16 protein-coding genes, 4 tRNA genes and 1 riboswitch (1 of these 21 only partly in view) are annotated in these 13,713 nt (G+C 63.8%); of the genes, 16 read left to right on the top strand and 4 right to left on the bottom strand.

What is annotated here, in order from left to right; genetic code table 11:
• The 3 genes from ABHM97_RS15305 to ABHM97_RS15295 all read right to left on the bottom strand — a co-directional run.
• Nucleotides 1–41, bottom strand: a tRNA-Gly gene (locus tag ABHM97_RS15305) (it extends 154 nt beyond the left edge of the window).
• Between the two features lie 52 nt (nt 42–93).
• A tRNA-Cys gene (locus ABHM97_RS15300) sits at nt 94–164 on the bottom strand.
• A gap of 46 nt (nt 165–210) precedes the next feature.
• Nucleotides 211–283, bottom strand: a tRNA-Gly gene (locus tag ABHM97_RS15295).
• Nucleotides 284–532: 249 nt separating this feature from the next.
• Between ABHM97_RS15295 and ABHM97_RS15290 the strand changes: the two genes are divergently transcribed.
• The 15 genes from ABHM97_RS15290 (at nt 533) to hisF (ending at nt 12,426) form a co-directional block, all read left to right on the top strand.
• A tRNA-Val gene (locus ABHM97_RS15290) sits at nt 533–607 on the top strand.
• Between the two features lie 282 nt (nt 608–889).
• Nucleotides 890–1,771, top strand: a complete 882-nt coding sequence (locus ABHM97_RS15285) for a cytochrome (protein ID WP_235520522.1) — start codon at nt 890–892, stop codon at nt 1,769–1,771.
• A 70-nt stretch (nt 1,772–1,841) separates the two neighbouring features.
• Nucleotides 1,842–2,414: a peptide deformylase gene (gene def, locus ABHM97_RS15280; protein ID WP_235520523.1), complete on the top strand. Its 573-nt coding sequence runs from the start codon at nt 1,842–1,844 to the stop codon at nt 2,412–2,414.
• On the top strand, nt 2,411–3,331 hold the full coding sequence (fmt, locus tag ABHM97_RS15275) for a methionyl-tRNA formyltransferase (protein WP_349471374.1): 921 nt from the start codon (nt 2,411–2,413) through the stop codon (nt 3,329–3,331). The genes def and fmt overlap by 4 nt, the downstream gene beginning before the upstream one ends.
• Nucleotides 3,328–4,893, top strand: a complete 1,566-nt coding sequence (locus ABHM97_RS15270; RefSeq protein WP_349471373.1) for an RsmB/NOP family class I SAM-dependent RNA methyltransferase — start codon at nt 3,328–3,330, stop codon at nt 4,891–4,893. The genes fmt and ABHM97_RS15270 overlap by 4 nt, the downstream gene beginning before the upstream one ends.
• Nucleotides 4,894–4,967: 74 nt before the next feature.
• Entirely contained in the window at nt 4,968–5,639 is a 672-nt protein-coding gene (gene rpe / locus ABHM97_RS15265; protein ID WP_349471372.1) for a ribulose-phosphate 3-epimerase, read from the top strand.
• A 76-nt stretch (nt 5,640–5,715) separates the two neighbouring features.
• Nucleotides 5,716–5,870: riboswitch (FMN riboswitch) on the top strand.
• Between the two features lie 90 nt (nt 5,871–5,960).
• Nucleotides 5,961–6,653 carry a nicotinamide riboside transporter PnuC gene (gene pnuC / locus ABHM97_RS15260; protein WP_349471371.1) on the top strand — a complete coding sequence of 231 codons (693 nt, stop codon included), beginning with the start codon at nt 5,961–5,963 and terminating at the stop codon, nt 6,651–6,653.
• Nucleotides 6,650–7,765 (top strand): bifunctional diaminohydroxyphosphoribosylaminopyrimidine deaminase/5-amino-6-(5-phosphoribosylamino)uracil reductase RibD, encoded by a 1,116-nt coding sequence (gene ribD / locus ABHM97_RS15255; RefSeq protein WP_349471370.1) that lies wholly within the window; start codon nt 6,650–6,652, stop codon nt 7,763–7,765. Before pnuC ends, ribD begins: the two co-directional genes overlap by 4 nt.
• Nucleotides 7,765–8,394, top strand: coding sequence for a riboflavin synthase (locus ABHM97_RS15250; RefSeq protein ID WP_349471369.1), 630 nt, complete (start codon nt 7,765–7,767; stop codon nt 8,392–8,394). The genes ribD and ABHM97_RS15250 overlap by 1 nt, the downstream gene beginning before the upstream one ends.
• Nucleotides 8,391–9,086 (top strand): 3,4-dihydroxy-2-butanone-4-phosphate synthase, encoded by a 696-nt coding sequence (gene ribB, locus ABHM97_RS15245; RefSeq protein WP_349471368.1) that lies wholly within the window; start codon nt 8,391–8,393, stop codon nt 9,084–9,086. The genes ABHM97_RS15250 and ribB overlap by 4 nt, the downstream gene beginning before the upstream one ends.
• Nucleotides 9,083–9,787 carry a GTP cyclohydrolase II gene (gene ribA, locus ABHM97_RS15240; protein WP_349471367.1) on the top strand — a complete coding sequence of 235 codons (705 nt, stop codon included), beginning with the start codon at nt 9,083–9,085 and terminating at the stop codon, nt 9,785–9,787. Before ribB ends, ribA begins: the two co-directional genes overlap by 4 nt.
• An 18-nt stretch (nt 9,788–9,805) precedes the next feature.
• A complete protein-coding gene (ribH, locus tag ABHM97_RS15235) occupies nt 9,806–10,291 on the top strand; it encodes a 6,7-dimethyl-8-ribityllumazine synthase (RefSeq protein ID WP_211714120.1) in 486 nt (161 codons plus the stop codon).
• A gap of 104 nt (nt 10,292–10,395) precedes the next feature.
• The gene (locus ABHM97_RS15230; protein WP_018778638.1) at nt 10,396–10,659 is read left to right on the top strand and encodes a phosphoribosyl-ATP diphosphatase; all 264 of its coding nucleotides are present in this window, start codon (nt 10,396–10,398) and stop codon (nt 10,657–10,659) included.
• Nucleotides 10,660–10,743: 84 nt separating this feature from the next.
• Entirely contained in the window at nt 10,744–11,604 is an 861-nt protein-coding gene (gene hisG / locus ABHM97_RS15225; RefSeq protein WP_235520531.1) for an ATP phosphoribosyltransferase, read from the top strand.
• 45 nt (nt 11,605–11,649) lie between these two features.
• Entirely contained in the window at nt 11,650–12,426 is a 777-nt protein-coding gene (gene hisF, locus ABHM97_RS15220; RefSeq protein WP_349471366.1) for an imidazole glycerol phosphate synthase subunit HisF, read from the top strand.
• Nucleotides 12,427–12,506: 80 nt separating this feature from the next.
• Here hisF and ABHM97_RS15215 read toward each other — a convergent pair whose 3' ends face one another.
• The gene (locus ABHM97_RS15215; protein ID WP_235520533.1) at nt 12,507–13,151 is read right to left on the bottom strand and encodes a TIGR03085 family metal-binding protein; all 645 of its coding nucleotides are present in this window, start codon (nt 13,149–13,151) and stop codon (nt 12,507–12,509) included.
• A gap of 89 nt (nt 13,152–13,240) precedes the next feature.
• Here ABHM97_RS15215 and hisI point away from each other — a divergent pair, with 89 nt between their 5' ends.
• Nucleotides 13,241–13,657 carry a phosphoribosyl-AMP cyclohydrolase gene (gene hisI, locus ABHM97_RS15210; RefSeq protein WP_349471365.1) on the top strand — a complete coding sequence of 139 codons (417 nt, stop codon included), beginning with the start codon at nt 13,241–13,243 and terminating at the stop codon, nt 13,655–13,657.
• Nucleotides 13,658–13,713 lie beyond the last annotated feature (56 nt).

Genomic DNA, 13,713 nt, shown 5'->3' with positions numbered 1-13,713 from the left:
GAACCAGTGACCTCTTCCGTGTCAGGGAAGCGCGCTACCGCTGCGCCAATCGCCCATGCATCCGACAAAAGCCGGAAGACATGGTTTTCACCGAGGTGGGTACGGGATTCGAACCCGTGTATACGGCTTTGCAGGCCGCTGCCTCGCCTCTCGGCCAACCCACCGTGTAAGCAGGATTCCGGGGAATTCTTGCCTTGACAGTGCCTTGCGAGCGGACGACGAGATTCGAACTCGCGACATCCACCTTGGCAAGGTGGTGCTCTACCAGCTGAGCTACGTCCGCAGTGTCGTTTTGGCGGGCAGCCCTTCAGGCATTCCGTCGCTTTCCGACGAGTAAAAACTCTATAGGAGGTTCCTGCAAACTCCAAATCGGTCGCTTGCTTTTGGGTCTGGACGTGGCCGGATCCCTGCAACTACGCGGTTCCTGGCGAGTTTCACGGCTGTAATTCCACGGCTGTAGTTAGGGTGCGGCGGCCATTGCCGGACCCGTTTTGCATTCCGGCGCTGGTCCGTTAGTGTTTTCTATGCACCCGGGCGATTGGCGCAGTGGTAGCGCGCTTCGTTCACACCGAAGAGGTCACTGGTTCGAACCCAGTATCGCCCACCAAGAGAAACCCCCTGGACTATTGTCCGGGGGTTTCTTGCTGTCTTCGGTTTCTTTGTAGTCCGGACAGCTGCGACACGAAATACGCACCCGACGCACTTCCCCAACGTGCGCATACAAGAACTACCCGAAGAGCCCCACACAGATCCAGAGTCTTCCCTATGCCTGGGAGACCTGGCTCTGACTGCCCCGATCCTGGCCGCAAAGCTGGCGCGACTGCCGTCGGAGCAGCTCGCCATTCTCTTCCCCTCGGAGAATGTCGGTCCTTTATGACACAGTCTGTATATGACTGCTCCACTGCTTGCCCACGCGACTGACTATGGCCGGATGTACGCCCGCTCCACCACTGAGCAATTCTCCGTGCCATCCATCACCACAGTGATCGGCCAACAGGCCCACACCTTGGACGGATGGTTCAGTTACATGGGCGCAAGCAGCCTGGCTGCCGACCCTGAGCTTCCCGCCATACTCGGAAGTCCGGCCAAAATCCGGCAAGCGATCAACAAAGCATCCAAGTCTGCGGAGCTTTACCGGGACCAGGCCGCTGCCCGCGGTGACAGGGTGCATACATACTGCGAGCAGGTGGCGTTGAGGGCGATGGGGCGGCCGCACCGCATGGAGGAATGCCGGGAAGACCTGGCAGCACACGGCGAACAGGCCTTCGCGGCCCGGTTTGACGAGTGGTGGGATCTCTACCAGGTTGAACCGCTGGCTCCCGAGATTACGGTCTGGAACTCGACCGTGGGCTACGCGGGGACTTTGGACCTTGTTGCCCGTATCAATGGGCGCATTTGCCTCATCGACTACAAGACCAAGGGGACAACCCGTGATGGGACTGTCAAAGCCCTTGATGACAAGGTGGTCATGCAGCTCACGGCCGGAATGAAGGCCGAAGAAAGCCTGGTGGACCCCGTGGCTGGCCAATGGGAGCCCTGGAAGTATGGTGACAATCCCATGCTGCTCGCTGTCGCAGTGGGCGAAACTGAAGTGCGGCCGCAACGGGCCAACCCTGAGATCCTCAAGCATCACTGGTGGAAGTTCTGCGCTTTGCGCCGGGTGTGGGAGATGTCGGCGGAAGTTGCTGCCGCCGGACAGGCGTTGCTGCCCATCGCCCCGCCTGTGTTCGCGACGGCCGGAGCAGGGCAGGGAACAGCAGCGGCACGGTGACCTCAACTAAACTGGCTTAGGCTCCGCATCACCCGGAGCCGGGTTTGACGAACGTGAGGACTGACAGCACATGGCAATTATGAGTATCCGAATCATTGGGGATCCGGTGTTGCGCACCGTAGCCGATCCCGTTACTGAATTCGGTCCGGAGCTCGCCAAGCTGGTAGCAGACATGACCGAAACCATGGAAGACGTTGAGGGCGCAGGCCTGGCCGCACCCCAGGTTGGAGTTAGTCAGCGCGTTTTCACGTACCGCATCGGTGGCGTGGAGGGCCACATCATCAACCCCGTCCTGGAAAACAGCGAGGATTTCCAGCCCGACGAAGTTGAAGGGTGCCTCTCCATCCCCGGTTTGGGCTTCCCCGTTCGTCGGTACCGGACCACCCGGGCAACCGGAGTGGACCTGAATGGCAACCCCGTTTCGGTGGAAGCCGAAGGTATGTTGGCCCGGTGCTTCCAGCATGAAACCGATCACTTGGACGGTATCTTGTACACCGACCGGCTGGAGGGCGAAGACCGGAAAGCGGCCCTCAGGGCCATCCGTAACGCCAACTACCACGCCATCACGGAGCAAACCACGTCCAAGCGTGCCAACTCGGTTGGTTCCAGTTTCGGTGGCAGCAGCTTTGGGGTTTCCGAGTGAGGGTACTTTTCGCGGGCACACCCGCCGTCGCCGTCCCGTCCTTGGATTCTCTTGTCAAAGCCGGGTTCGACGTCGTGGCGGTCCTGACGCGACCCGACGCGCCGGTGGGCCGCAAACGCATCCTGACTCCATCACCGGTTGCGGCCCGTGCCGCGGAACTGGGACTGGACATCATCAAGGCGGCGAAGGTAGAGGCAGAAACAACAGCCCGCATCGCGGAATTTTCTCCCGACGTGGCCGCGATTGTTGCCTACGGGGGAATCGTCCCGCGGGCAGCGTTGAGCGTACCCACCCACGGTTGGATAAACCTGCACTTCTCCTTGCTTCCGGCGTGGCGCGGTGCTGCACCTGTCCAGCGTTCCATCATTGCCGGCGACGACATCACCGGGGCGGCGACATTCCAACTTGAGGAGGGGCTGGATACCGGCCCCGTCTTCGGGACGCTCACTGAAACCGTCCGCCCGGAAGACACCGCCGGCGACCTTTTGGACCGGCTCTCCGTGAGCGGTGCCGTATTGCTCAGCCAGACGCTTTCCGCGATTGAAGCCGGGCAGGCCGTGGCCCACCCGCAGACCGGTGAAGTGTCGTTGGCTCCCAAGCTGACATTGGATGATGGGCGTCTGGACTGGAGCCAGCCCGCCCTTGCCCTGAATCGAAGGGCCAGGGGTGTCACACCGGAACCGGGGGCCTGGACCACCTTGGACGGCCAGCGGGTCAAACTTGAACCCGTGCTGCCAAGGCCCGATGTGAAGGACCTTGCGCCGGGAACCATCCGCGTGGAAGCCCAATCCGTATTGGTGGGAACCGGATCCCACGCCGTCCAGCTTGGTCGCATTCAGCCGGCCGGTAAGAAAATGATGTCGCCGGCCGATTGGGCCCGTGGCTTGGCAGCACCTGAGAGAGTGGTATTCGAATGAGCGAGTCCGGCCGGCGAGGCCCCAACAACAGCGGGAGCCGGGACGGTGGCGGACAAAGCGACCGTGGAGGGCAAGGCAACCGGGGTGGGCAGGGGAGTAAGCGCAATGCCCAGGGCAGGGAGCGGAACAGGGGCCCGCAGCGCGGGTTCTCCACCAGTGCTCCTGCGCAGCGCACGCGCCGCGCTGATCCCGCCCGCCTGGTGGCATTCGAAGTCCTCCGGGCGGTCGCTTCCGAGGACGCCTACGCGAACCTTGTCCTCCCGGCCCGTATCCGCGAGCACCGCCTGGATCGTCGCGATGCCGGTTTCGCCACAGAGCTGAGCTACGGCGCGCTGCGCGGCCAGGGTACGTATGACGCCATCCTGGCCCGCTGCGTGGACCGGCCACTAGAACAGCTTGATCCGGCCATCCTGGACGCGTTGCGAATTGGCGCGCACCAACTGTTGTCCATGCGGGTGCCTGCCCACGCAGCTCTGGACCAGACAGTTGGTTTGGCCCGTGCGGTCATCGGTGCCGGTCCGTCCGCACTTATCAATGCCGTGTTGCGCAAAGTCACGGCCCATACATGGGATGAGTGGCTGGATACGCTCCTTGACCAGGAAACGGATGAGACCAAAATCGCGGCCCTGCGCCACGCACACCCGGAATGGATTGTGCGGGCACTGCGTCAGTCTTTGGTGAACCACGGGCGCCCGAAGTCCGAGATCGACGCACTACTTGAAGCCGACAACGCAGCACCAGTGGTCAACCTCGTGGCGTTGCCCGGCCTGGGTGACCTCAACGAAGCGTTCGAAAACGGCGCCACCGCGGGCGAACTGGTGGAAGGCTCCGCCCTCTCAGCCGGTGGCGACCTGGGCCGTTTCGAGTCTGTCCGCCGCGGCACCACCCGGGTCCAGGACGTCGGCTCGCAGTTGGTTGCCCGCGCCTTGGCCGGCGTAGACCTCGACGGTGCTTCGCAGGACGGTGAACGGTGGCTGGACTTGTGTGCCGGACCCGGAGGCAAAGCTGCGCTGCTTGCCGCCTTGGCCCATCGTGACGGGGCTACCCTTCTGGCTAATGAACCCGCACCGCACCGCGCGAAGCTTGTCCAACAAGCGCTATCAGCTGTCCCCGCTGAGAGCTGGACTGTGCGGACCGGCGATGGGCGGGAGGTTGGTACGGAGCAGCCCGAGGCCTTCGACCGTGTACTGGTGGACGTCCCCTGCAGCGGATTGGGAGCTCTGCGACGGCGGCCGGAATCGCGCTGGCGCCGCTCACCGAAGGACATCGGCGACCTCGGCCCACTGCAGCGCGACCTCTTAAAGTCGGCAATTGACGCGGTCAGGCCCGGCGGTGTGGTGGCTTATGTGACATGCTCGCCGCACCCGGCGGAAACAACCGCTGTTGTGGGCGACGTGCTGGGCAAGCGTGAGGATCTTGAACTGCTCGACGCCGGACTGGCACTCGACCATGTCAGCCTCACCGGCAGCCTCGGTGCCGGCCACGAGCAGACGGCCCAACTGTGGCCGCATATCCACCAGACAGATGCGATGTTCATGGCGGTTATCCGCAAGAAAGCCTAGTCACATACATGCAGCCGCAACGGACGATGTGTCCGTTGCGGCAGCCCGTTCACCATCTACCCGAAGGGCCTGCCTTGTCCCAGTGCTGTATCAACCCGAGCATCCTGTCCGCGGACTTCGTCAACCTTGAGTCGGAGCTGAAGCGCATCAGCAACGCCGACGCCGTTCATGTCGACGTCATGGACAACCATTTCGTGCCCAACCTGACTCTGGGTTTGCCCGTGGTTGAGAGGATCCAGGCAGTCAGCCCGGTTCCGCTGGATGCCCACCTCATGATCTCCGACGCCGACCGCTGGGCCCCTGCCTACGCTGATGCAGGCGTCGCCTCAGTGACTTTCCACGCAGAAGCGGCGATGGCACCGGTCAAGCTGGCGCGCGAGCTGCGCGCCCGTGGGGCGAAGGCGGGGATGGCGTTGCGCCCGGCCACCCCGGTGGAGCCTTATCTGGACATGCTCAGTGAGCTGGACATGCTGTTGATCATGACCGTGGAGCCGGGATTTGGGGGTCAGTCGTTCCTCGACATCACGTTGCCCAAGATCCGGCGCGCCCGGGCGGCGATTGAGGGATCGGGCATTGGCGTGGCCATCCAGGTGGATGGCGGAATCACCGAAGAGACCATCGTCCGCGCGGCTGAAGCCGGCGCGAACGTCTTCGTGGCGGGATCCGCCGTCTACGGACACCAGGATCCGGCGGAAGCCATCGACCGTCTCCGGGCTGCCAGCCAGGCCGCTGCAGTGAGCTTCTGACACCTGTCACGGATGTTACGAAGATGGCTGGGAATAGCCTGGGATTCTTTGTAGTTGTGGCAGAATAACAACACACATACGTGCTCCGGGGTCGGTGTAAGTCCGAACCGGCGGTTATAGTCCGCGACCCGCAAGCCGTCACGGCCCAGATTGTTGGGCCTTGGAGGCGAACGGTTGAATCGGTGAAATTCCGATACCGACAGTTAAAGTCTGGATGGGAGAAGCACGTACAGTCATGCCTTGGGCGTTCCATCAGTGAACGCCCGGCATTGCGCTGTCGTACACCCCCGGAGTCATCGCGGCTTACTGGGAAGGAACGGCATGGACTTACTGCGATGGCTCTTCGAAGCTCAGATCCCCGTTGGAGGATCTGCTCTTGTCTTACGCGAAGTGCTTGGAAACATCTTTGGGTTGCTCAGCGCCCTCGGCGGAATGCGCCGGAAAGTCTGGGCCTGGCCGATCGGCATTATCGGCAACCTTCTTTTACTGACGGTCTTCCTGGGCAATGTCTTTGGTGCCGCTGCGCCCGCGACCTTGTGGGGACAGGCGGGGCGTCAAATCATGTTCATTGCCGTGGCCATCTACGGCTGGCAGTGGTGGAGGCAGGGTCGGCAGTCCAGCAGCATGGGGCGTGCCGTAGTTCCCGGGTGGGCCAGCAACAAGGTCCGCCTCTCTCTGGTGGCCGCGATGATCGCCGGAACCGCGGCCCTGACACCGCTGTTCGATTCCCTGGGTTCCTACCCGCCGGTGTGGGCCGACGCGTGGACCTTCATGGGCTCGCTGCTGGCTACCTACGGCATGGCCAAGGGGTGGACCGAATTCTGGCTCATATGGGTGGCCGTGGACATCGTGGGCGTACCGCTCCTGTTCAGTGCCGGTTACTACGCCAGCGCGGTCATGTACCTTGTCTACGGATTCTTCACCCTCACCGGATTCTTCGTGTGGTGGCGTGCCGAGAAGCGCGAACAGACACTCCTTCAACCCGGGGCTGCCCGGGTGGGAGCGGCCCGATGAACCACCTGGACATGCTCAAAAACGCCGCCGCGCAGCAGGCCATGGAAGCCGCACTGGCCGCCGCGCTTCGCGGCCCAAGGGGAGCGAACCCGCTGGTGGGTGCAGTGATCCTCAGCCCGGAAGGCGAGCACCTGGCTACCGGCTACCATCGTGGCGCCGGGACGGCACATGCCGAAGCCGACGCCATCTCCGAAGCCCGCCGGCAGGGCATCGACACGGCCGGGACCACCATGGTGGTGACCCTCGAGCCGTGCAACCACGAAGGCCGCACCGGCCCCTGCGCACAGGCCATCATCGCCGCCGGAATCGCCAAGGTGATTTACGCCGTCGACGATCCCCACGACCCCGCCGCGGGCGGCGCCCGGACGTTACGCGCCGCCGGAGTTGAGGTCCACTCAGGTCTGGCGGCCGAGCGGGCACGGGACCTGAACCGCGAATGGTTCGACGCCGTTGCCGCCAAGCGTCCCTTCGTTACCTTGCATATTGCGCAGACCCTGGACAGCCGGATCGCCGCCGTGGACGGCACCAGCCAATGGATCTCCAGCCCCGAATCACTGGCAGACAACCACGGCCTCCGGGAGTTGATTGACGCGATCCTGGTGGGCACCGGAACGGTGCTGATTGATAACCCGCGGCTCACGGCGCGCGCACCGGACGGGGAGTTGTCGCAGCACCAGCCTTTGCGGGCAGTCATGGGACTGAGGGACGTTCCCGAGGACGCCGCAGTACGGGGAAGCGACGGACGATTCGTCCACTTGCCCACCAGGGATCCAGCCGAGGCCCTTGACCGGCTCTTCGCTGAAGGCGCCCGGCACGTGATGGTGGAGGGTGGCTCGAGCATCCTCAGCACCTTCCTGGCCGCCGGCCTGGTGGATGAACTGATCATCTACCTTGCGCCGACACTGCTGGGTTCCGGAACGGCCGCGCTGAATGACCTGGGGATCACTACCTTGGCCGACGCCCAGCAGTGGTCGTGGGACGACGCCGGCGGCGGAGCCGTCCGAACCCTGGGCAATGATCTTCGCCTTCACCTGCGGCCCACCCGGGCCGTCAACACCAAGAATTCAGTTCCGCGCAGGGAAGCTGCGGAATATGTCACAGGAGGACACTGATGTTTACCGGAATCGTTGCCGAACAAGGCACTGTGCTGGGCGTTGAGCATGAAGGCGATGCCAGCGCGACCCTTCGCTTGAAGGCACCCACCACCACCGACGGCCTCGCCTTGGGCGGTTCCATTGCCGTCAACGGGGTGTGCCTGACCGCCACCCGGATCGACGGCCAGGATTTCAGCGTCGACGTCATGGGCGAGACCCTCGTCCGCACCACCATTGGCGAGCTGGCACCGGGGGACACGGTCAACCTGGAACGCTGCGTTCCCGCCGGCGGCCGCCTCGACGGCCATGTGGTGCAAGGCCACGTCGATGGGGTGGGCGAGCTCGTCGAACGTGAAGCACTGGGCAACTGGGACCGCCTCCGCTTCGGTGTACCCGCCCCGCTGGCACGGTACATCGCCGAGAAGGGGTCGATCGCCGTCGACGGTGTTTCACTGACGGTGACCGCCGTCAGCGCGGCGGCAGAGACCGCGCCATGGTTCGAGGTGGGACTCATCCCCACCACGTTGGAGGAGACCGGACTGGGGGCCAAGCCCGTGGGTGGCCGCGTCAACCTGGAAGTGGACGTGCTCGCCAAGTACACCGAACGCCTGTTGTCTTTCGCGCCCCAGCAGGGGAGTGCGCGATGAGCGTCCCCACGCACTCCGAAACCCCGGCGAACCGTCGTACCGGCCTCGACCCGGTGGAGGCCGCTGTCGCTGCCATGGCCGCAGGCAAGGCGGTCATTGTGGTGGACAACGAAGACCGCGAGAACGAGGGCGACATCATCTTCGCTGCCCAACACGCCACGCCAGCGCTGATGGGCTGGACCATCAGGTATTCGTCGGGCGTCATTTGCGTCCCCTTGGAAGGCGAACGGGCTGATGCCTTGATCCTGCCGCCCATGGTGGAATTCAACGAAGACGCCAAAGGCACCGCCTACACCGTTTCGTGTGACGCCGCCATCGGTGTCAGCACGGGCATTTCGGCGACCGACCGCGCCCTTACCGCCAGGATCCTGGCTGACCCGGGCAGTTCCCCGGCCTCCATCACCCGGCCCGGGCATATTTTCCCGCTGCGGGCCGTTAAGGGAGGAGTGCGTGAACGTCCGGGACATACGGAAGCTGCCGTGGACTTATGTCGTCTCGCCGGGCTTGCCCCGGTGGGTGTGATCGCAGAGTTGGTACATGACGACGGTGAAATGATGCGCTTGGACAGCTTGCGCGACTTCGCCTCCGAACATGGATGCCCCCTCATCTCCATTGAGGACCTGGTGTCATATGTTGGGAAGGCAGAGTCCGGCACGGCACATCATTCACAGGCAGACGAGGAGAAGCGATGACCGCATCGACAACACGCAGCAGCGACCACACGGACCCCGTTCCGCCTTCTGTAAGCGGCGGGCCAATCGTGCAGCTGCCTACGGCTTTCGGCGAGTTCATCGCCCAGGCCTGGACCGATCATGAGACGGGTCATGAACACCTGGCCGTGAGCTCACCGAACCCGCCCAAGGGCGGCAAGGCGCCCCTGGTGCGCCTTCATTCCGAGTGCCTCACCGGAGACGTGTTCGGATCCTACCGTTGCGACTGCGGTGAGCAACTCGCCTTCGCTTTGGAGCTTATCCACGCCGAGGGCGGAACCCTGCTGTACCTGCGCGGGCAGGAAGGCCGCGGGATTGGGCTGGCCAACAAGATCAAGGCCTATGCCCTTCAGGAAGCCGGTTTCGATACCGTCGAGGCCAACGAGCAGCTCGGCCTCCCGGTGGATGCACGCTCCTACAGTGCGGCAGGCCAGATCCTGGCCGAGATGGGCCTGCACGAGGTCCGCTTGCTGAGCAACAACCCCGACAAGCAAAACCGCCTTGCCCAGGCCGGAGTGTCAGTTGTGGAGATGGTTCCCACCGAGGTTCCATCCCGCGAACAGAACCTGCGGTACCTGCAGACCAAGAAAGACCGGATGGACCACCTGCTGGCCCTTGATGTAGAGCCCGTCAGCAACGGCAAATCCCCGGCAGCACGCCCCATTGACAAGAACCACGACTGAACGGATCCACGGAACACCATGAGCGGACACGGCGCGCCCACTATCGACCTCACCACCCTCAACCCCGAGGAAACCTCGCAGCTCAGGCTCGCCATTGTCGCGGCCAGCTGGCACACCCAGATCATGGACGGCCTGGTGGACGGTGCACTCCGCGCCGCCAAGGAAGCCGGCATCGCAGAGCCGACCCTGGTGCGCGTCCCGGGCAGTTTCGAGCTTCCCGTCGCAGCGGCCAGGCTCGCTCCGCACTTTGACGCTGTCGTGGCGCTCGGTGTGGTCATCCGCGGCGGAACCCCGCACTTCGACTACGTCTGCCAGGCAGCGACGTCGGGACTCACCGACGTCAGCGTCCGCACCGGCGTGCCTGTGGGCTTTGGCGTCCTCACCTGTGACACCGAGCAGCAGGGCCTGGACCGGGCCGGCCTGCCGGGTTCGCAGGAGGACAAGGGACACGAGGCAGTAACTGCTGCCCTCGCAACGGCAGTGACGCTGAAGCAGTACAGCTAGAACAGCCGACTGAAGGGGATGTGGGTGTGTCTTCACTCACATCCCCTTCGTCATGCAACGCCCCAACAAGCGGTGGCCGCCTCAGAGCAAGTAGTCTGGAGGGCGTGAAGAATTTCGAGACGCTGTTCGCAGAACTGAGTGAGAAAGCAGCGACCCGCCCCGCAGGTTCGCGCACGGTTGCCGAACTGGACTCCGGAATCCACGGAATCGGCAAGAAAGTGGTCGAAGAGGCCGCCGAAGTGTGGATGGCCGCGGAGTACGAATCGGACGAAGCCGCCGCTGAGGAAATCTCCCAGTTGCTGTACCACCTGCAGGTCCTCATGCTCGCCAAGGGCCTCAGCCTGGAAGACGTTTACAAGCATCTCTAGCCACGCCCCTCCGCGACCCTGTCGCGGAGTCAGCTGCGTGGCCGATGTGCCTGAAACCTCCATTCCAAAAAGAAAGTCTCCCCAATGCTCCGTGTAGCAGTCCCCAACAAGGGATCCCTGTCCGAAGCCGCCTCGGCGATGCTGTCCGAGGCCGGTTACCGCCAGCGCCGCGACTCCCGCGAGCTGGTCATGGTGGACCCCGACAACGACATCGAGTTCTTCTTCCTCCGTCCCCGCGACATCGCTGTTTACGTCGGCCAGGGAACCTTGGACGTTGGCATCACCGGCCGGGACCTCCTGCTCGACGCCAAGGTCGAAGCCGAAGAATTGCTTCCCCTGGGCTTTGCGCCGTCCACTTTCCGGTTCGCCGGCCCCGTCGGTGACTTCACCGGCGTCGAACAGCTTGAAGGCAAACGCCTGGCCACCAGCTACGACGGCCTCTTGCGTGACTACCTTGCCGAGCGCGGCGTAAACGCCACGGTTGTCCGCCTCGATGGTGCCGTGGAATCGTCGGTGCGCCTCGGCGTCGCTGACGCCATTGCGGACGTCGTTGAAACGGGAAACACCCTCAAAGCGGCCGGCATGGAAATCTTCGGGGACCCTATCCTGAAGTCCGAAGCCGTCCTGATCCGCCGCTCCGGTTCGGGTGGTGCCGCCAACGGGACCGCCAAGGAAATCGACATCCTGATCCGTCGCCTGCAGGGTGTCCTCGTGGCACGCCAGTACGTGCTGATGGACTACGACATCCGCAAGGACCTGGTGGAAGACGCTGCCGCGCTGACCCCGGGGCTGGAATCGCCCACGGTTTCGCCGTTGCGTGACTCCGAGTGGGTTGCGGTGCGGTCCATGGTTCCCAAGAAGGAAACCAACCGCATCATGGACGAGCTCTACGACCTCGGGGCCCGAGCCATCCTGGTCAGCAGCATCCACGCCTGCCGGATCTGATCACCGCATTCATCGAGCAGACCCAGCAGAATTGAGGAGCAGCACATGGCTGTAGCCGTACGCGTCATTCCCTGCCTGGACGTCGACGCCGGTCGCGTCGTGAAGGGCGTCAACTTCGAAGGCCTCCGGGATGCCGGTGATCCCGTGGAACTGGCACACCGCTATGACAATGGCGGGGCAGACGAACTCACGTTCCTCGACGTCACGGCCTCATCGGGCAACCGCGAGACCACCTTCGATGTGGTCCGCCGGACCGCCGAGGAAGTCTTCATTCCCCTCACCGTGGGCGGCGGCGTCCGTGGCGTTGCGGAGGTGGACAAGCTCCTGCGCTTTGGTGCGGATAAAGCCTCCATCAACACCGCTGCCGTTGCGCGGCCCGACGTCATCGATGAGATCACCCGACACTTCGGTTCGCAGGTCCTGGTGCTCTCCGTGGACGCCCGCCGGACCCGGGAAGGCGACGTCCCGACGTCGTCCGGTTTTGAAGTCACCACCCACGGTGGCCGCACGGGGACCGGCATCGACGCGATTGCCTGGGCAAAGGAAGCGGCCGACCGGGGTGTAGGGGAGATCCTGCTCAACTCCATCGATGCTGACGGAACCAAGGACGGATTCGATCTCGAACTGATCCGCTTGGTCCGCTCAGCGGTGAACATTCCGATCATCGCTTCCGGCGGCGCGGGAAAACCCGCACACTTCCCGCCTGCTGTGGCAGCAGGCGCGGACGCTGTCCTGGCGGCTTCGGTCTTCCACTTCGGCCCGGACGACATGATTGCCCAGGTGAAAGCCGCCATCCGCGAGGCCGGTTTCGAGGTCCGCTAGCTTCTCCAGACACGAACGCGGGGTCACTTCCGGCCCATGATCCCCTTGAGGATGGGCCGGAAGTGACCCCGCGTTGTTGCTTAAAGGCCGATGTCCGCTGACTGCAAAAGCGCGACGGCGTCCGGCTGGCCCTCGTAGGTGACCAGGGCCTGGCTGGTGCGTCCGTGGGCGTGCATGAGGAGTTCGCCGGGGTCGCCAACAATGGCAACGGAAACAGGCGCGCGCTTGGCCACGTGTCGGGGTCCGGTGGGCCGGACCAGGACGATTCCAAGGTCCACGCCGCGATAAAGGAAGGCGGCGCGTTTGATCAGCTCATCCCAAAGCGCGTCAGAGTAGGCTTCGTCGAGTGCGCGGGGAGCCCAGCGGTCACCGGCGCGGCGGATGTCCTCAGTGTGGACGAAGTATTCGATGAGGTTTGACGTCTCATCCAGCGCCTTGATCCTCAAAGGGGAGAGGGCCGGCGGACCCGCCCGAAACGTCTTCACAAGTTCCGCGTACGCGTCGGAGTCCTTCAGCTTGGCGGCCAAAGTGGACGTCGCCTTCTCAGAGGCCTTGCCAAGACTGGGGATCAACAGCCCCAGTCCTACGGCGATCTTCCGCTCGCGCAAATACAAATGCGCAGCGAGATCCCGTGTCTGCCACCCTTCGCAGAGCGTGGGGGAGTCGGGGCCGGCCGCAAGCAGGGTCTCGGCCAGTACTTCTCGGGAAGGATCGACGAAATGCATCACTTGTGAAACTAGCACGATCAGGGCTCTCTTGCGCAGTGGAACCGCCGCAGAATCCGGGTCCCGCCAAAGGCACTAGACTTGATCTGATGTCAGAGCAGTCCGCCCCCAGCCCCTCTCCCGCCGCGGAGCTTTCCAGCGACCCCACGGGCCCCTTGCCCCAGGAGATAGCAAGCGCCCTCAAGCGCGATACAGCTGGCCTGGTAGCCGCCATCATCCAGCAGTACGACACCCACGAGGTCCTCATGCTCGGTTGGATGGATGACGAAGCGCTGCACCGCACCATGACCTCCGGACGCGTCACCTTCTACTCCCGTTCCCGGCAGGAGTACTGGCGCAAGGGCGACACTTCCGGACACGTTCAGTTCGTGAAGTCAGTCGCCCTTGACTGCGACGGCGATGCCCTCCTGATCCGCGTGGACCAGATCGGCGCAGCCTGCCACACCGGTACCCGGACGTGCTTCGACGGCCGCGACTTCAGCGTCGTTACGGGCCACCGCGACTAAGGCATCCACCACTTTCCACTGACGCACCACCTCAGACCAAAAGGCGGAGAAAATAG

This window comes from Paenarthrobacter sp. CAP02 (assembly GCF_040137855.1).
Classification (GTDB): Bacteria; Actinomycetota; Actinomycetes; order Actinomycetales; family Micrococcaceae; genus Arthrobacter.
This window is presented reverse-complemented; position numbering and strand designations above follow the sequence as displayed.